Source organism: Candidatus Accumulibacter sp. ACC003 (assembly GCF_907163085.1).
Lineage (GTDB): Bacteria > Pseudomonadota > Gammaproteobacteria > Burkholderiales > Rhodocyclaceae > Accumulibacter.
In genome coordinates this window covers 34527-52125 of the sequence record NZ_CAJQTX010000009.1, presented here as the reverse complement: position 1 = coordinate 52125, position 17599 = coordinate 34527, and the positions used below count along the sequence as shown (strand labels likewise).

The 17599-nt window shown below is 62.2% G+C and carries 18 protein-coding genes; 13 read left to right on the top strand and 5 right to left on the bottom strand.

The features are described 5' to 3' along the window. Positions 1–285: 285 nt before the first annotated feature. From QZ656_RS18745 to QZ656_RS18710, 8 genes are all read left to right on the top strand, one after another. Complete coding sequence (locus tag QZ656_RS18745; protein ID WP_291994808.1) at positions 286–837, top strand: DUF2889 domain-containing protein; 552 nt, start codon at positions 286–288, stop codon at positions 835–837. 75 nt (positions 838–912) lie between these two features. After that, positions 913–2073 carry an ADP-forming succinate--CoA ligase subunit beta gene (sucC, locus tag QZ656_RS18740; RefSeq protein ID WP_291994807.1) on the top strand — a complete coding sequence of 387 codons (1161 nt, stop codon included), beginning with the start codon at positions 913–915 and terminating at the stop codon, positions 2071–2073. A 9-nt stretch (positions 2074–2082) separates the two neighbouring features. Further along, positions 2083–2976 carry a succinate--CoA ligase subunit alpha gene (gene sucD, locus QZ656_RS18735; protein WP_291994806.1) on the top strand — a complete coding sequence of 298 codons (894 nt, stop codon included), beginning with the start codon at positions 2083–2085 and terminating at the stop codon, positions 2974–2976. Between the two features lie 188 nt (positions 2977–3164). Then, complete coding sequence (locus QZ656_RS18730; RefSeq protein ID WP_291994805.1) at positions 3165–4124, top strand: ornithine cyclodeaminase family protein; 960 nt, start codon at positions 3165–3167, stop codon at positions 4122–4124. A gap of 178 nt (positions 4125–4302) precedes the next feature. After that, positions 4303–5133 carry a Stp1/IreP family PP2C-type Ser/Thr phosphatase gene (locus QZ656_RS18725; RefSeq protein ID WP_291994804.1) on the top strand — a complete coding sequence of 277 codons (831 nt, stop codon included), beginning with the start codon at positions 4303–4305 and terminating at the stop codon, positions 5131–5133. 9 nt (positions 5134–5142) lie between these two features. Further along, positions 5143–5823 carry an FHA domain-containing protein gene (locus QZ656_RS18720; protein WP_291994803.1) on the top strand — a complete coding sequence of 227 codons (681 nt, stop codon included), beginning with the start codon at positions 5143–5145 and terminating at the stop codon, positions 5821–5823. A gap of 97 nt (positions 5824–5920) precedes the next feature. Next, on the top strand, positions 5921–6688 hold the full coding sequence (locus QZ656_RS18715) for a 3',5'-cyclic-nucleotide phosphodiesterase (protein ID WP_291994802.1): 768 nt from the start codon (positions 5921–5923) through the stop codon (positions 6686–6688). Between the two features lie 189 nt (positions 6689–6877). Then, on the top strand, positions 6878–8932 hold the full coding sequence (locus QZ656_RS18710) for a GspE/PulE family protein (RefSeq protein ID WP_291994801.1): 2055 nt from the start codon (positions 6878–6880) through the stop codon (positions 8930–8932). Positions 8933–8989: 57 nt separating this feature from the next. On the opposite strand, the gene rfbC is transcribed toward QZ656_RS18710, so the two are convergent. Further along, positions 8990–9532, bottom strand: coding sequence for a dTDP-4-dehydrorhamnose 3,5-epimerase (gene rfbC / locus QZ656_RS18705; RefSeq protein ID WP_291994800.1), 543 nt, complete (start codon positions 9530–9532; stop codon positions 8990–8992). Between the two features lie 93 nt (positions 9533–9625). Beyond that, a complete protein-coding gene (gene rfbA / locus QZ656_RS18700) occupies positions 9626–10543 on the bottom strand; it encodes a glucose-1-phosphate thymidylyltransferase RfbA (RefSeq protein ID WP_291994799.1) in 918 nt (305 codons plus the stop codon). A gap of 468 nt (positions 10544–11011) precedes the next feature. Between rfbA and QZ656_RS18695 the strand changes: the two genes are divergently transcribed. From QZ656_RS18695 to QZ656_RS18685, 3 genes are all read left to right on the top strand, one after another. After that, a complete protein-coding gene (locus tag QZ656_RS18695; protein ID WP_291994798.1) occupies positions 11012–12019 on the top strand; it encodes an NAD-dependent epimerase in 1008 nt (335 codons plus the stop codon). Between the two features lie 132 nt (positions 12020–12151). After that, positions 12152–12589: an antitoxin Xre/MbcA/ParS toxin-binding domain-containing protein gene (locus QZ656_RS18690; RefSeq protein ID WP_291994797.1), complete on the top strand. Its 438-nt coding sequence runs from the start codon at positions 12152–12154 to the stop codon at positions 12587–12589. Next, complete coding sequence (locus QZ656_RS18685; RefSeq protein ID WP_291994796.1) at positions 12589–13281, top strand: RES family NAD+ phosphorylase; 693 nt, start codon at positions 12589–12591, stop codon at positions 13279–13281. Before QZ656_RS18690 ends, QZ656_RS18685 begins: the two co-directional genes overlap by 1 nt. Before the next feature lie 96 nt (positions 13282–13377). On the opposite strand, the gene galU is transcribed toward QZ656_RS18685, so the two are convergent. Further along, the gene (gene galU, locus QZ656_RS18680; protein ID WP_291994795.1) at positions 13378–14268 is read right to left on the bottom strand and encodes a UTP--glucose-1-phosphate uridylyltransferase GalU; all 891 of its coding nucleotides are present in this window, start codon (positions 14266–14268) and stop codon (positions 13378–13380) included. 271 nt (positions 14269–14539) lie between these two features. Here galU and QZ656_RS18675 point away from each other — a divergent pair, with 271 nt between their 5' ends. Then, positions 14540–15142, top strand: coding sequence for a DUF4126 domain-containing protein (locus QZ656_RS18675; RefSeq protein ID WP_291994794.1), 603 nt, complete (start codon positions 14540–14542; stop codon positions 15140–15142). Between the two features lie 13 nt (positions 15143–15155). Here QZ656_RS18675 and QZ656_RS18670 read toward each other — a convergent pair whose 3' ends face one another. Beyond that, positions 15156–15485, bottom strand: coding sequence for a hypothetical protein (locus QZ656_RS18670; protein ID WP_291994793.1), 330 nt, complete (start codon positions 15483–15485; stop codon positions 15156–15158). Between the two features lie 73 nt (positions 15486–15558). After that, positions 15559–16380, bottom strand: coding sequence for an SAM-dependent methyltransferase (locus tag QZ656_RS18665; RefSeq protein WP_291994792.1), 822 nt, complete (start codon positions 16378–16380; stop codon positions 15559–15561). Between the two features lie 162 nt (positions 16381–16542). Between QZ656_RS18665 and ylqF the strand changes: the two genes are divergently transcribed. After that, positions 16543–17547, top strand: coding sequence for a ribosome biogenesis GTPase YlqF (ylqF, locus tag QZ656_RS18660; RefSeq protein WP_291994791.1), 1005 nt, complete (start codon positions 16543–16545; stop codon positions 17545–17547). Positions 17548–17599: the final 52 nt, after the last annotated feature.

The window sequence follows — 17599 nt, the reverse complement described above, 5'->3', positions numbered from 1 at the left end:
GCTGTGGCCGATGTCTGCGCTAGAGCTGTCGTCCGCGCGCCGCCTGTTTCCGTCACACCGATCGGCGGTGGCGCGTTCTCGCCCTTGGGCCCGGCGGCAAGACTCGCTTCGCGTGCCGCGCCGAGCGGCGAGCAGGGAGCGCTTAAGGGGCGCGCGAGCGACCCGTGATGCGTCGCGCCGAGCAGCATAATTATGCATTTCGCCGAGAATGGCGGGGTATTCTGGTGTACAATTGCTTGCCAGCTGCGAAGCCTTGACGGCTCGCCAATCCCCTCAGGATCCTTGATGCCGCTGCCCCCTGCCACCGCCGAACGCACCCGCATGCACGTCCGCAGTGTCCAGCTCGAGGGCTACAAACGCGACGACGGCTGCTGGGACATTGAGGCGCGTCTGGTCGACGTCAAGGATCACGACTACCCGCTGTCATCGGGTCTGCGCAAGCCGGGTGAGGCGGTGCACGACATGCGGGTGCGGGTGACCATCGATTACCAGATGAACGTCCTCGACGCGGCGGCCAGCGTTGACGCCATGCCCTACGCTGGATATTGCGAGCGGATTGCCCCGGCCTACGCGCAGTTGATCGGGCTCAATCTTTTCCATGGCTTTCGCACGGCGGTCAAGAACCTGTTCCGCAGTACCCGCGGTTGCTCGCATCTCAGCGAGCTGCTGATGTCCCTGCCGACCGCGGCGTTGCAAACCTTCGCCAGTGACGTGCGCGACAACGACGATAGCGGGCACAAACCCTATCAGCTTGATCGTTGCCACGCACTGGAGTCGCATTCGGACGCGGTCCAGCGTTATTACCCACGCTGGTACCGTGACCAGAAGCCCGGGTAGGAAGCTCTGCTCGTGGTTCCTTACGTATCGCATGTTTTGTACGTTTCGCAACCTTAACTCAAGCAAGGAAAGCGCATGAAAATTCACGAATATCAGGGCAAACAGCTCCTGAAGAAGTTCGGCGTTGTCGTTCCGCGCGGGGTGTTCTGTCAATCCGTCGATGAAGCGGTCAAGGCAGCCGAATCCCTGGGTGGCAAACTCTGGGTGGTCAAAGCGCAGATTCACGCTGGTGGTCGCGGCAAGGGCGGTGGGGTGAAGGTCGCCAAGTCGCTGGACGAAGTCCGCGAGTTCGCCGGCCAGATCCTCGGCATGCAGCTGGTCACTCACCAGACCGGCCCGGTCGGCCAGAAGGTGCGCCGGCTGTTGGTCGAGGAGGGTGCCGACATCCGCAAGGAATACTACGTGGCTGCGCTGACCGATCGCACGACGCAGACGGTGGCGATGATGGCTTCCTCCGAGGGCGGCATGGACATCGAGAAGGTTGCCCACGACACCCCGGAAAAAATCCTCAAGGTCTTCGTCGACCCCGAGGCAGGACTGTCCACCGCGCAGGCGGCCGAACTGGCGACCGGTATCGGCGTTCCGGCCGAGTCAGTCGATCGCGCGGTCGCGGCGCTGCAGGGCCTGTTCAAGTGCTACATGGAAACCGACGCCTCGCTGGCCGAGATCAACCCGTTGATTCTCGAGGGTGACGGCAACATCAAGGCGATCGACGCCAAGTTCAACTTCGATTCGAACGCGCTCTATCGCCAGCCCGAGATCGTCGCTTTCCGCGACCTCGACGAAGAGGACCCCGACGAACTCGAGGCGTCCAAGCACGACCTCTCGTACATTTCGCTCGACGGCAACATCGGTTGCCTGGTCAACGGCGCCGGCCTGGCGATGGCGACCATGGATACCATCAAGTACTTCGGCGCCGAGCCGGCCAACTTCCTCGACGTCGGCGGTGGTGCGACTACCGAGAAAGTGACTTCGGCGTTCCAGATCATGCTCAAGAATCCCAAGGTCAAGGGCATTCTGGTGAACATCTTCGGCGGCATCATGCGCTGCGATACGATCGCCACCGGCGTCGTCGCCGCGGCGCGCGAAACGCACCTCGCGGTGCCGCTGGTGGTCCGCATGAAGGGGACCAACGAAGACATCGGCAAGAAGATCCTCAGTGATTCGGGTCTGCCGATCATCACTGCCGATACCATGGCTGATGCCGCCACCAAGATCGTTGCTGCGGTCAAGTAAGGAGCCAACATGTCGATTCTGATTAACAAAGACACCAAGATCATCACCCAGGGCATGACCGGCAAGACCGGGCAGTTTCATACCGAGAAGTGCCAGGAATACGCCAACGGCAAGAACTGTTTCGTGGCCGGCGTCAACCCCAAGAAAGCCGGCGAGAGCCTGCTCGGCATCCCGATCTTCGGCTCGGTCAAGGACGCTGCTGTCGCAACAGGCGCGACCGTCTCGGTGATCTACGTGCCGCCGCCCGGTGCGGCTGCCGCGATCTGGGAAGCCGTCGAAGCCGACCTCGACCTGGTGGTGTGCATTACCGAAGGCATTCCCGTTCGCGACATGCTGATCGTCCGCAACCGGATGAAAAAGCGTGAAGCCGCTGGCGGCAAGAAGACGCTGCTGCTCGGCCCGAACTGCCCTGGCCTGATCACCCCGGATGAAGTCAAGATCGGCATCATGCCCGGTCACATCCATCGCAAAGGGCGCATCGGCGTCGTTTCGCGTTCGGGAACGCTGACCTACGAAGCAGTCGGCCAGTTGACCGAAATCGGTCTCGGCCAGTCGACCGCTGTCGGTACCGGCGGTGACCCGATCAACGGACTGAAGCATATCGACATCATGCGGATGTTCAACGACGACCCCGACACCGATGCTGTAATCATGATCGGCGAGATCGGCGGTCCCGATGAAGCTGACGCTGCGATGTGGTGCAAGGCCAACATGAAGAAGCCGATCGTCGGCTTCATCGCTGGTGTTACGGCGCCGGCCGGCAAGCGCATGGGTCACGCCGGTGCGCTGATCTCCGGCGGTGCCGATACCGCTGACGCCAAGCTGGCGATCATGGAAGAGTGCGGCTTCACGGTGACTCGTGATCCGTCGGAAATGGCCAGACTGATCACGAAGCTGATCTAACGCAGCGAGCTGGCCTGCGCGCCAGGTACGAAGGGCAGGCTGCGGTCTGCCCTTTTTTTTTGGCAATGGTCGGCCGCCGATTGCTGGCGGCCATTTGCCGGTAGAATCGTCAATACCGCGCTGCAGCGTGTGGCAAGCGCGGCAGCTGGGCGATCATGCCAATTGTTTGACGAGGGTCTGAGGAAGAAATGGCACTGTTCCTGACTGAAAAAGATGTTGAGCAACTGTTGACTATGCCGTTGGCGCTGGAGGCGGTTGAGGAGGCGCACCGTCAGCTGTCGTCGTCGGGCGCGTGCGACGTTCCGCGGCAACGGACACGCATGCCGCAGACGACGCTGCATATTCTGCAAGGCGCCTTGCCGCAGCTTGACGCCATCGGCTACAAGGCCTACACCAGCAACCGCTCGGGCGTGCGTTTTCTGGTGCACCTGTTTCAGGCATCGAGCGGCCGCCTGCGGGCGGTGATTGAAGCCAATCGGCTGGGTATGATGCGTACCGCCGCGGCGTCTGGCGTTGCCACGCGCTGGCTGGCCAGGCCCGATGCGCAGGTGGCCGGGGTGTTCGGCGCTGGCTGGCAAGCCGAGGGACACCTTGAAGCCTTGGCCGCCGTGCGCGGCTTGCGGCGGGTCAAGGTGCATGCGCGCAATGCCGAGCGGCTGGCGGCTTTCTGCGCGCGGATGGCCGAGCGCTTGGGAATCGACGTCGTCCCGGTGGCCTCTGCCGAAGAGGTGGTGCGTGGCAGTGACATCGTCAGCACCGTCACGACTGCGTCGGCACCACTCTTCAGCGCCGACTGGCTGTCTCCTGGTACGCATATCAATGCCGCTGGTTCAAATTCGCTGATTCGTCGCGAAGTGGGTGAAGATGTCGTCAAGCGCTGTTCCACGATTGTCGTCGATAGCGTCGAAACGGCGCTTCGCGAGTCCGGCGATCTACTGCCTTTGTTCGAGAAAGGGCGCTTGCAGGCGCGCAGCCTGGTCGAACTCGGTGACGTGATCTGTCATCGGCAACGTGGGCGCACGGGCGACGACGAGATCACCCTGTTCGAATCACAGGGAATGGCTGTGCAGGACTTGGCGCTTGCGGTTCGCCTCGAGGCGTTGGCGCAGGCGCGTGGCTTGGGCGTTGAATTGCCTTATGGCGATTAGTGTCGGCTGTCGGCACAATGAGCGACTCGATGAGCACTGCTGCGGTCGACTGCTGGCGGCTGCCGCGGCGAGCATCGGCGATGCGTGATCGTGGTCTGGCGGTTGGCGGCCATTGATTTCACCGCGGGGAGATCAACGGCGGTGGTTGCGGCCGGCTGGTCAGTTATCTGGAGAATATGTGGGAAATAGTCTCTTGGGAGCGCTGGAAATCGCCACCCGGACCGATCCCGGGGTGGTGCGAAGGCAGAACGAAGACTCGGTATTTGCCGATGCCGACCTCGGTCTGGCCATCCTGGCCGACGGCATGGGGGGTTACAACGCCGGCGAAGTGGCCAGCGGCATGGCGACGCAGATCCTGTCAAGCCGGCTCGAAGCGGCGTTCAAGGGGAAAACGGCGCAAGGATCCGCGCCTGGCAGCATTGACACCGTCGCGCAGCGTTTGCTGCTGGAGTTCATCGCCGAGGTGAACTCGGCGATCTATCGTGCGGCCGAGGGTCAGGCGCAGTTCGGCGGGATGGGCACGACGCTGGTTGCTGCTGTGTTTTGCGACGACCGCTTGATCGTTGCTCATATTGGCGACTCGCGCTTGTATCGTCTGCGCGGCGAGGAATTCGTGGCCTTGACGCGCGACCACTCGCTGCTGCAGGAGCAGATCGACAGTGGTGAAATATCGCGGGAAGAAGCGCGCTACTCGGCGAACCGCAATCTCGTAACGCGAGCCGTCGGCATCGATCCCGAGGTGGAGACCGAGGTTCACGTCCACCCGGTGCGCCCTGGCGACGTCTATCTGCTCTGTTCGGACGGTCTCTACGACATGGTCGAGGAGAGCGATATGCAGCACGCGCTGGAGATGTCCGCTGCCAATCTCGAACGTGCCGCTGCAGAGTTGATCCAGATGGCCAACGACAGTGGTGGCGAAGATAATATTTCGGTGGTGGTGATCAAGGTTTTGCACGAATTTCCGGCTGGCCGGGGACGTTGGTCGAAACTCTGGTCATGGTTTAGATAAGGACAGGCGATGGCAAAGCTGATACTCAGCATGGATGGTCTGGTGCTCAAGGAAATCCCGTTGCTTAAGGAGCGCATGAGTATCGGCCGCAAAGCGCATAACGACATCCAGATCGACAATATGGCCATCAGTGGCGAACATGCCGCCGTGGTGACCATCCTTAGCGATTCCTTCCTTGAGGATCTGAATAGCACCAACGGCACGGTGGTCAATGGGCAGTCGATCAAGAAGCACTTTCTCAAGGACGGCGACGTCGTCGAGCTTGGTAAGTACAAGATGAAGTATCTGGCCGTCGCAGTGGCTCCCGGAGAAGTTTCGGAATACGACAAAAGTATGTTGTTCCAGTCCGGTCCGCTGCCTGACGTGGCCAGGCTCGGCGAGCCAGCAGTGACTGTGGCGCCAGCGCCGGCAGCGGCTGGCACGCTGCCGCCGGCGGCCATTCAGTTGCTTACTGGCTCCAATGCGGGTCGCGAACTGCAACTGACCAAGACGCTGACGACGCTTGGCAAGCCCGGCCTGCAAGTGGCGGTGATTGCCAGGCGGCCGCATGGTTACTTTCTGACGCATGTCGAGGGCAAGCACTTTCCGCTGGTCAACGGCCAGGTGCTTGACGCGCAGGCGCATTGTCTGCGCGACCACGATGTCATCGAAATAGCCGGGGTGAAGATGGAATTCTTCCTGAAAAACTGATGAACGGCGGTCTTCGGGCTGGGCGCCGCCGGCAGTTCGTGCGTCGCTGCTGCAGCCTGGCGCCACCCCTTGAAGTGGAGGGTCGAGCGAAGCGATCATGAAAGTAAGGGTGCTGGGCTGTAGCGGCGGGATTGGCGGCTGTCATCTGCGGACCACGTCGATGCTGGTCGACCATGACTTGCTGGTCGATGCCGGAACGGGCGTCGCCGATTTGTCGCGCGACGAACTGGCCAGCATCGACCATGTGTTCCTGACGCATTCACATCTCGATCACATCGCTTCGCTACCCTTGCTGATCGATTCGGTCAGCGATCTGCGCGAGAAAGCCCTGATCGTTCATGCGACGGCCGCGACCCTCGAAATCATCGCCAAGCACATCTTCAACTGGGCCATCTGGCCAGATTTCAGCGTCATTCCGAGCCGCGAGAAGCCGCTGATGGAATATCGAGCAATCAAACTCGGCGAGTCGGTCCAGCTGGGGCAGCGGACGATTACCGCGCTCCCTGCCGAGCATACCGTGCCGGCGGTTGGCTATCAACTTGACTCGGGAGTCGGTAGCCTGGTGTTTACCGGCGATACGACGGTCAATGACTCGTTTTGGCCAATCGTCAACGGCATCGCCAATCTGCGATATCTACTGATCGAAACCGCTTTCGCCGACCGTGAACGGCGGCTTGCCGAAATTTCCAAGCACCTGTGCCCAAGCATGCTGGCCAGCGAATTACGCAAGCTGGCCAGGGAGGCCGAGATCTACATCAGTCATCTCAAGCCGGGCCAGGCGACGCTGACGATGGCTGAAATCGCCGCGTGCGCCGGCGATTTCAAGCCAAAAATGTTGCAGAACAATCAGGTTTTCGAGTTCTGAAAGCGGCTTGGCAAGTCGTTTCGAGTCGCCGAGATGCGCGGCGCCAAGGAACAAGATTGGCCACGCGGTGGCTTGATTGACCCCTTTTGAGTACCGGAGAGAGCTTTTGAACGCGATCATCATCCCTGGCTCGTGCTCTTTGTTAGCCGCTCATGACGGCTACGAACGCCTTTGCCGGGAGGTATAGCAATGGTCACCAGCTGGTCGCTTGACAACAGCGACATGAGTCGTCGGCTGGGGTTCTTCAAGAACCTGCAGCGGGTCACCAACAAGATCCACGCGACGAGCAGCTCCGATGAAATCCTCCTCGAACTGTCCGAGGATATCTGTGAGCTGTTTCACTGCCAAAGGCTGACCATCTACCTGCTTGGCGAAGATCGGCAGAGTATTGTCGCCAAGGTCAAGACCGGGCTTGCCTCGCACCAGGACATCACGCTGCCGATCTCCGAGCAGAGCATCGCCGGCTACGTTGCGGCGACCGGCAAGTCGGTCAATATCCGCGATGTCTATGACCAGGCGGAGTTGCTGAGCCACAGTCCGCGCTTGCGTTTCCTCGACGAAGTCGACCGGCACAGCGGCTATCGTTCACGGCAGATGCTCGTTGCGCCGATCGTCGGCGCCGAGAACGACGAACTGCTCGGGGTCGTGCAACTGATCAACAGTCGCTCTGATTCGCCTTTCCCAATGGTCGCCGAAGAAGGAGTGCAGGCGCTCGCGCAGACGCTGGCGGTGGCCTTTGCGCAGCGCCGAAAGGCCCGCCCGCCGGTCGACAGCAAGTACGCTTCGCTGGTCACTGCTGCCGTCGTGTCCGGTGGCGACCTCGATCGCGCCGAGCAGTTGGCACGCCAGCAGAACGTCGATATCGAGGAGGTATTGGCGACGCAATTCGGCGCCTCTTCGCAGATCAATTTGCTCGGCGACGTGTGTGCCGAAGTCGATGGCGATGAAGCGGGTGGTGCCGGCCATGACAGCGCAGAGCTCGTCGCCGACGGCGAAGCGCTCCGGCTGGCGAACAAGATCATCGTCGATGCCTGCCAGCAAGGCGCTTCCGACATCCACATCGAACCCCGGCCGGGCAAGGAAATGACGCTGATTCGCTTCCGCCGTGACGGCGCGTTAGCGCCCTACAGCGAAGTCCCGGCGCTTTGTGGTCGGGCCTTGATCGCCCAACTCAAAATGATGTCCGGCCTCGACGTCGCCGACCAGCGTCGGCCACAGGACGGCAAGCTGAAGTTCAAGAAGTGGGGGCCGCTGGATGTCGCGTTGCGCGTGCTCACGCTGCCGACGACGGGCGGAATGGAGGACGTCGTGTTGCGCCTGCTCGCCACCGGCGAAGTGATGCGGCTCGATGACCTCGGCGTTGCGCCAGCTCAGCTGATGCGGTTGCGGGCGCTGATCGCCAGACCCGGCGGGCTGTTCTTGGTCTGCGGCCCGAGCGGATCAGGAAGAACCACCACCCTGCACTCGCTTGTGAGTGAACGTAACCGGCCGGAAACGAAGATCTGGACCGCCGAAGACCCGCTCGAAATTACCCAGAATGGCCTACGTCAGGTGCCGGTCAACGAGAACACCGGGCTCGACCTGGCGACCGTGATGCGCGCATTTCTGCGTGCCGACGCGGACGTGATCATGGTCGACGAAATCGGCGACCGGGAAACCGTCGCCATCGCTGTCGAAGCGGCGCTGAACGGCCGCCTGGTGTTGGCCTCACTGCGCTCCGGCAGCGCGCCGGGGTCGATCAAGCGCTTACTGGCGATGGGCACTGACCCGGGCAATCTTGCCGAGGCGCTGCTCGGTGTTGTCGCCCAGCGCCTCGTCCGGCGCTTGTGCGAGTCGTGCAAAGAGGCCTATCAGCCGACGCCCACAGACGTCCGGCTGCTTCTCCAGGAGTACGGCGCCGAAGTCGCAGCAAGCACGCGATGGCAGGCTGATGCGCAGGCCGCAGCCGACGGCGTGCATGGTGATTGGCTGCGGCAATACGGCAGCGACGGCGCTTTCACACTCTACCGCGCGCGTGGCTGTCCAGCCTGTGGCGGTAGCGGCTACCAGGGTCGCGTTGGTCTGCACGAATTGCTGGTCGGTAGTGAATTGATCAAGCCGCAGATTCAGGCGCGCGCGCGGGTCGGCGACTTGCTCGCCAGCGCGCTCAGCGAAGGCATGCGTACGACGAAGATGGATGGCATCGAGAAAGTCCTCGCCGGCGTCACCGACCTCAAACAGGTGCGCACGGCGTGCATCAAATAGCGGTAGCGCGCAGCTAGTGGCGATGACCCGGGGGTGCGCTCGCCATGCTCCCGCCTCTCAGGCGTAGACCTCGGCGGCCCGCAATGGCGTTCCCAGCTGGTCCTTGGCGGACAGCGCCGGCGGGCCATCGAGCGGCCAGCGGATACCGATTTCCGGGTCGTTCCACATAATGCATCGTTCGTCTTCGGGTGCGTAGTACGCGGTAGTCTTGTAAAGGAAATCGGCCGTTTCGGAAAGCACCAGGAAACCGTGCGCACAGCCCGGTGGAACCCACAACATGCGCTGATTTTCGCTGCCAAGCTCGAAGCCCTGCCAGCAGCCGAATGTCGGCGACGAACGGCGCAGATCGACGGCTACATCGAATACCGCTCCGCTGCTGACCCGCACCAGCTTGCCCTGCGGTTGGCGCAGCTGGTAGTGCAGTCCGCGCAAGACGCCCCTGGACGAACGTGAATGGTTGTCCTGAACGAAATCGGTGTTCAGACCAGCACCGGCAAAATCCTTGCGGTTCCAGCTTTCAAGGAAGAAACCACGGCTGTCACCGAAGATTCGGGGTTCGATGATCACGAGATCAGCGATGGAGGTCGGAATTATTTTCATGGGAAAGTAGTTAAGGTTGGCGACCGGCCGCTACGAGATGGCAAGGTAGGGCAGAATGGCGACGCGGCCGGCGCCATTCTGCCAGGCGCCACGCTATTCCCGCAGCAGCCCCAGCAGATACTGCCCATAGAAATTCTTCTTCATCGGCTGCGCCAGGGCTTCCAGTTGCTCGGCACTGATATGGCCATTGCGGAAAGCAATTTCCTCCGGGCAGGCAATCTTCAGGCCCTGCCGTTTCTCGATGGTCTCGATGAACAGGCTGGCTTCCAGTAGTGACTCGTGCGTGCCAGTATCGAGCCAGGCATGGCCACGGCCCATCATCGAAACGCCCAGTTCGCCCCATTCCAGATACTGACGGTTTACATCGGTAATTTCCAGTTCGCCGCGGGCTGACGGTTTCAGCTTACGCGCTACATCGACCACCCGATGGTCGTAAAAATACAGTCCGGTCACTGCGTAGTGCGACTTCGGTGCCGCCGGCTTTTCCTCCAGGCTGACGGCGCGGCCGCCGGCGTCAAACTCGACGACGCCGTAGCGTTCGGGGTCATGGACTCGGTAGCAGAAAACCGTCGCACCATCACGTTGCGCATTGACCGTCTGCAGATCTCTGGCCAGCTCATGGCCGTAGAAAATGTTGTCGCCGAGGATCAGCGCCGAAGGACCACCGTCGAGAAAATCCGCACCGATAATGAAGGCCTGCGCCAGCCCATCCGGGCTTGGCTGCACCGCGTACGCGATGTTCAGTCCCCATTGCCGGCCGTCACCGAGAAGCTGCTCGAAGCGCGGTGTATCCTGTGGCGTGGAAATGATCAGGAAGTCGCGAATGCCGGCCATCATCAGCGTTGTCAGCGGGTAGTAAATCATCGGCTTGTCGTAGATCGGCAGCAGCTGCTTGGAAACCGCCAGCGTCGCCGGGTACAGCCGCGTGCCGGAGCCGCCAGCGAGGATAATCCCCTTTCGGGCTAACTGGGCACCACCGCCGAGCGGTGCCTGCGTGTGTGTAGCTGTCATTTCGCGATCCTGCGTAAAGGCCATGGACGACCCTGGAGGCCCGGTTACAAGGCGTGCCGCGGGCCGGATTGGTCAACTGAGTCAAGTTTCTCATCAGACTCGGCTATTCCTGGCTTCGGACCCATCCATCATACAGCAAGGTGGGACGTGCCCCAAGCGGCGATGACTGGACACGATCGGTGCGACCTGCGCGGGCGAGCGGCCGGCTTGTTCGTCCGCCAGGCGACGATGGCAGGGCACCGACGCGGGCTTGCATTTGCGCGTGCTTTGGGCAGCGGGGTGCTTCGGCGTGTGAGCGCCGCTGGCGCCACTTGAGCGCAATGACTTTGATGATCAGCGCTGTCTATTCGCCGGCGTGACCGTTTGCCGTGGCGGCAAGTTGCGCTGTTCTCATGCCGGCGGCGTTGAGTCGGTTCGTGGCCGCGGCGCTGGGGTAAAATCCAGGTCCTGTCGATCTGGGGTGGCTCGATGAAAATTCTTGTGACCGGCGCTGCCGGATTTATCGGTATGAGTACGGCGCTGCGGCTACTGGCGCGCGGCGATCAAGTTGTCGGAGTCGACAATCTGAATGATTACTACGAGGTCTCGCTCAAGGAAGATCGGCTGCAGCGGCTCGCGTCACTGGCCGGTTTCAGCTTCGTCAAACTGGACATCGCCGACCGCGTGGGCATCGAGAAACTGTTCGCCGATCAAGGATTCGAGCGCGTGATCCATCTCGCGGCGCAGGCCGGGGTGCGCTATTCGCTGCAGAACCCGCACGCCTACGTGGACAGCAACCTGCTCGGTTTCGTGAATATTCTCGAAGGCTGCCGTCACAACCGCGTGCAGCATCTGGTCTATGCGTCGAGCTCCAGCGTGTACGGCGGCAACACCCGCATGCCATTTTCGGAACACGACAGTGTGGACCATCCGGTCAGTCTCTATGCGGCGACCAAGAAGGCCAACGAGTTGATGGCGCACACCTACAGCCACCTCTATCGCCTGCCGACCACCGGCCTGCGGTTTTTCACCGTCTATGGGCCGTGGGGCAGGCCGGACATGGCGATCTTCCTGTTCACCAAGGCGATTCTTGAAGGTCGGCCGATCGACGTTTTCAACTATGGGCGGATGCAGCGCGATTTTACCTACGTGGATGACATCGTCGAAGGTGTGATCCGGGTCCTGGATCGGACGGCCACCGCCAATACGGACTACCTGCCCGACGAAGCCGATCCGGCGACCAGCAACGCGCCTTACCGTGTCTTCAACATTGGTAACCACCAGCCGGTACCGTTGCTCGACTTCATCGGCGCGCTCGAAGACGCCCTCGGAAAAGTAGCGGAAAAACGCTTGCTGCCGATGCAGGACGGCGACGTGCCGGCTACCTACGCCGATACCGCATTGCTCGCCGACTGGCTGGGTTTCGCTCCAGCCACTTCGCTCAAGGAAGGCGTCGGCAACTTTGTCGCCTGGTATCGCGATTACTACCGGCTCTGACGATCCGCGATCCGCCCCCTTCCGAGGCGCCAAGGCACCGGGATTTGTCGGTCGAAACGCCGACACGACGGCAGTCCTTAGACTTGTAATTCTTTTTGTGGAGTGTAAACTTTCCGGAAAAGGAGGGTCGTGATGAATTCTGCTTATGCCTACCCGGCCAGCCGCTTCGAGCCGGCAATTGTCGTTGACCTCAACGCCAGGTCGGAGCGTGAGCGCTTGTCGAAGTCGGCGCTGCAGGGTTTTTTCAAGTTGCTGGCGGCCTGGAAGCTGCGCGACGACGATGCTCGCGAGTTGCTCGGGGGCTTGTCGAGCAGCGCTTTCTATGAATGGAAGAAAAACCCCGCGCGACTCCTCGAAGTTGATCGCATCACGCGTATTTCCTACCTGATCGGCATCTACAAGGCCTTGCACATCCTCTATGGCGATCGGCTGGCAGATGAGTGGGTGAGTTTGCCCAATCGCAACCGGATCTTCGCCGGCCGTACGCCGCTGACTTATATGCTCAGCGGTGGCCTGCTGGCGATGCAGACCGTTCGCCAGCTGCTCGAAGCACGGCGCGGCGGGGTGTGATGGCGAGCCCGCCGCTTTGCCGTTTGCGCCAGTTCGATACGATCCGCCTGATTCCTTCGCGCTTCGCCGACCGGGAGGAGTCGGTGCTCGGGGCGCTGGCGGTGAATGGCGACCATTTGCGGGACCTGTTCGATCTCGACAACGCGACCAACGAGCGCTTGCTCGGCGAGAGCGGCGGACTGCCGGCGATCGGCGTCGATGAGTTGGTGTTTGGCGTGCCAAACTTCAGGATCGTCAACGCTGCTTTCACTTATCCGCGCCCGGAAGGCAGTCGCTTCAATGATGGCGACCGCGGCGCCTGGTATTGCGCCTTCGAGCTGTCTACGGCGATGGCCGAAATCATCTTCCACCGCAAGGTCGAGTATCAGGAGATCGACCGTTTTGACGATAGCGTCACCTATCAGGCGATGCTCGCCGACTTCAGCGCCGAGTTTCATGACCTGCGCGGTGAAGCCGCGTTTGTCGACTGTCTCGATCCGGACAGTTACCTGGCCTCGCAGCAACTGGCGTCATCGCTGCTCGGCGCGGGTTCGATGGGGATCATCTACCCCAGCGTGCGGCGTCATGGCGGAACCAATCTGGCGTGCTTCAGGCCGGCGCTGGTCGGCCATCTCCGCCGGGGAGCGGCTTACCGCTTGACGTGGAGCGGCGAGCCGCAGCCGCAGGTCGAGCCGCTGGCAGCTGACGACTAGCCAGCCAGTCGCCGTGACGACGCGCCATCCGGCGCGTCCTTTTTCGGCCATCGCCTTGGCCGCGACGGCGAGGTGCTGCAGGTGATGGTCAGCGTTTTATCCGCCACGCTGGCTCCGCAGCCAGGCCGTGAAATCCCTGCCGACTTCAGGGTGGATCTGGCCGAGGACAACGCTGGCTTGCATCAGTCCCAGCTTGCTGCCGCAGTCGTAGCGCACGCCGTGGTAGCGATAAGCCAGCACCTGTTCGGCGCCAAGCAGCGCGGCGATGCCGTCGGTGAGCTGGATTTCGCCACCGGCGCCGCGCGTCTGGCCGCGCAACAGATCAAAGATCGCTGGCGTGAGAACGTAGCGGCCGGCGACGCCCAGATTGGACGGTGCGATTTCCGGCCGTGGCTTTTCGACCAGGCCGCTGATCGTCAGCAGATCGGCAGTCAGTGGCTCGCCCCTGACGATCCCGTAGCGGTGCGTTTCGTTTCTCGGCACTTCCTGAACGGCGAGCACGCTACACTGGCGCTCGGCGAAGAGTTCGGTCATCTGCTGCATGATCGGCGGCTCGCCGATCATCAGGTCGTCGGCCAGGAGGACAGCAAACGGTTCGCCGCGCACCAGCCGTTCGGCACAGAGCACGGCGTGGCCGAGGCCGAGCGCACGCGGCTGGCGCACATACACGCAATCCATGTCGTCCGGCTTGATCGAGTGCACCAGCGTCATCAACTCGTCCTTGCCGCCGGCGGCAAGTTCAGCTTCCAACTCGTAGGCGGTATCAAAATGGTCTTCGATGGCCCGCTTGTTGCGGCCGGTGACGAAGATCATTTCACGAATTCCGGCGGCGTAGGCTTCCTCGACGGCGTATTGAATCAGCGGCTTATCGACCACCGCCAGCATCTCCTTGGGGCTGGCTTTGGTCGCCGGCAGAAAGCGCGTCCCGAGGCCGGCGACCGGGAAGACCGCTTTTTGAACTACTACGTTGCTTCTGGTTGGAGTCATCGCTTAATCCATGTTGGGTAATGTCGAGAGCGTTCGGCAGCTTGTAATTCTATCCCGGGAGGCGCCCCGGAGACTTCCTTTACCCCGTAGAAAATCATCGCTGCAGCGCTCTTCGAGTGGCCGGGTGCTGCGCGACGCCTTACACCACACCGCCCGCCCAGGCGCTAATCCCGGATAATGGGACGAGTCCGGACGCGACCGCCGGCTGCGCAAGCGGACCGCCGGGTGTCGATCCGAGCCTTGGCCGGAGGCAATGGAGGTGTCGCAGCAGATGGCGTCAATTGAGTCTCTTCCACTTGACCTGGCAGGCTTGCTGGCGATCGCCGCCGGCCTCGGCTGGGCGTCTGGAATTCGTCTTTATCTGGCGCTATTTGTCGTCGGCCTGGCAGGCCGGCTGGAATGGGTGGCGCTGCCAGATGGTCTGCGGGTGCTCGAGCATCCCTGGGTTCTGGCGGCGGCAGGCCTGATGCTGCTGGTCGAATTCCTGGCCGACAAGCTGCCGATCGTCGATTCCGCGTGGGACAGCGTGCACAGCTTCATCCGCATTCCGGCGGGTGCTGCGCTGGCGGCGATGGCCTTTGGCGGGCAGGGCGTCGAGTGGCAAACGGCGATGGCCATCGTCGGCGGCAGTCTGGCCGCCAGCGCGCACCTTGCCAAAGCAGGAACGCGGCTGGCGATCAATCTGTCGCCCGAGCCGTTCAGCAACCCGGTGGCGTCACTCGGCGAGGACTCGCTGGTGCTCCTGGGGCTGTGGTTGATGTTTGTTCACCCAGGGCTGCTGCTTGCTTTCCTGCTGCTCTTTGTCGCCATTCTGGTCTGGTTGCTGCCGAAGTTGTGGCGCTTGCTGACTCGTCGCCGGCAGCAGCAGGCGTGAACCGCGATTAGCATCACGGTGCGGTCAAGGCGATGCGTTCGCCGCTCCACGACATGCCGCCGAGCACCGCCATGATCGAAATGATCGCCAGCGCCACGACTATCGTCAGGTACAGACGGGGGCTGCTGGCCCGGTCGGCAATGGCCAGGATGTGCAGGGCGCCCCAGGTGACGGCCAGACCAGTCAGCAGCGGAATGCCGAGTACCTGCCACTCGATGCTGTTCAGCGACAGCATTCGACTCTCTCGCCATGGGACAGCCAAAAAAACGCCGAAGGTCCAGAACAGCGCGGTGCTGCCGACGGCGCAGATCGCGGCGACGCCGCGGGTGATCCAGTTTTCCATTGCTGGCCCTGTCTATTGCTACTTGTTTACGGGTGCCGGTCAGTAAGTCCTGCTCGGCGTGGCGGCGTCGCGATCAATAAATGAAGCGATCACGCAACGCGTCGAGATTCAGTTCGTGCAGGATCTGTTCGAGCCGCGCCACGGCATTGCCGCGCGCCTGGCCGGTGTACCGGGCGACGATCAGCTCGTTCTTCAGCGAGTGTTCCCAGCCGACCAGTTCGGTGACCTGTAGCTGATAGCCGCGTGCTTCGAGTTGCAGGCAGCGCAGCACGTTCGTCAGTTGGCTACCGAATTCGCGGGTGTGCAGCGGATGACGCCAGATCTCCGATAGCGGCGTTCTGGCGAAAGACTCGTTCTTCGTGCGGCGCAAGTGCGTCGCCACTTCGGCCTGGCAGCAGGGGACCAGCACGATGTACTTTGCTTGCTTGTGGAAGGCGAAGCGGATGGCGTCGTCGGTAGCCGTGTCGCAGGCGTGCAGGGCGGTCACCAGGTCGATCTGCGCAGGCAGTGCGGGCGAGTCGATGGCGTTCTCTACGCACAGGTTGAGGAAGGACATGCGCGTGAAACCGAGCCGGTTGGCCAGGCTGCGCGAGCTGTCGACCAGCTCGGGGCGCGTCTCGACGCCGTAAATGTGGCCGTCGTCCCTGGCCTTGAAGAACAGGTCGTAAACGAGGAAGCCCAGGTAGGACTTGCCGGCGCCGTGGTCGGCCAGAGTCAGCTTGCCGCCGCTCGCAAGCAGCTCGGCGAGCAGCGGCTCGATGAAGTGGAACAGGTGATTGACCTGCTTCAGCTTGCGCCGACTGTCCTGGTTGAGCTTGCCATCACGGGTCAGGATGTGCAGTTCCTGGAGCAGCTCGAGCGACTGCCCGGGCCTGATTTCGGGGATCGGCGGCAAGTTTTTCCTGAAGTCGAGGGTGACGAAACGAGCATTCTAGCGCTTCAGGCCTTGCTGTGGCGGCCGTGCAAACGTGTCGGCGCACGCCGAAACAGGGCTGGAGCAGGCAGGAGCAGGCAAGCGGTGGGATAATGCACGCTCATTTATTTAGGCGAATTTGCCATGGCCATCCAGTGGTATCCCGGTCACATGAACTCGGCGCGCCTGAAAGTGGCCGAGACGATGGCATCGATCGACGTGGTCATCGAGCTGCTCGACGCGCGCATGCCCGAGGCCAGCACCAATCCGATGGTCAGCGACCTTCGCCGGCAGCGCCAGCGTCCGTGCCTGAAAGTGCTCAACAAGGCCGATCTCGCCGACCCGCAAGTAACGCGGACGTGGATCGATCACTACAATCGGCAGGACGGTGTTCGCGCCGTCGCCCTGTCGTGCCGCAAACCTGGCGACGCGCAGCGCCTGCCGACGCTGTGCCAGGAGCTGGCGCCGCATCGCAACGACAACGTCAAGCCCTTGCGGATGCTGATCATGGGCATTCCGAACGTCGGCAAGTCGACGCTAATGAACGTTTTGCTCAAGCGCAAGATCGCCAAGGTCGGTGACGAGCCAGCGGTGACGCGCTCACAGCAAACATCGCTGCTCGACATTCGCCATTCGATTACCGACACGCCGGGATTGCTGTGGCCGAAGATCGCCCATCCGAGCGACGGACTGATGCTCGCCGCGAGCAATGCCGTCGGTCGCAACGCGATGATCGACGAAGAGGTCGCGACGTTTCTTGCCGCTTTGCTGCTGTTGCGCTACCCGGCGCTGTTGGTCAGTCGTTACGGCTTGCCGGCTGACCAGCTGGCGGCTATCGACGCGGTCGGCGTCATCGACCGGATCGCCAGGCGCCGCGGTCTGCGCAGGCGTGGCGGCGAGGCCGACCTGGAGAAGGCGGCGAAGGTGCTGCTGCAGGATTACCGCGATGGCATCCTCGGCCGCATTACACTGGAGACGCCGGTAACGCGCCGCCTCATGCTGGCCAACGAAGCGGCGCAAGCGGCGACGGTGGATCTCGCAGAAGAAGAGGCCGAGCAGGGTGAGCTGGCCAGCGCCGCGAGCGACGCGCCACAGGAGACGTCTCTCGGCAGCTTGCCGGCCGCGAGCCGCAAATCACTCTCGCGTTGATCGTCGTTTGTCCGCGCCGCATTGTCTACTCCCTGCCGCCTTGCGTACGCCC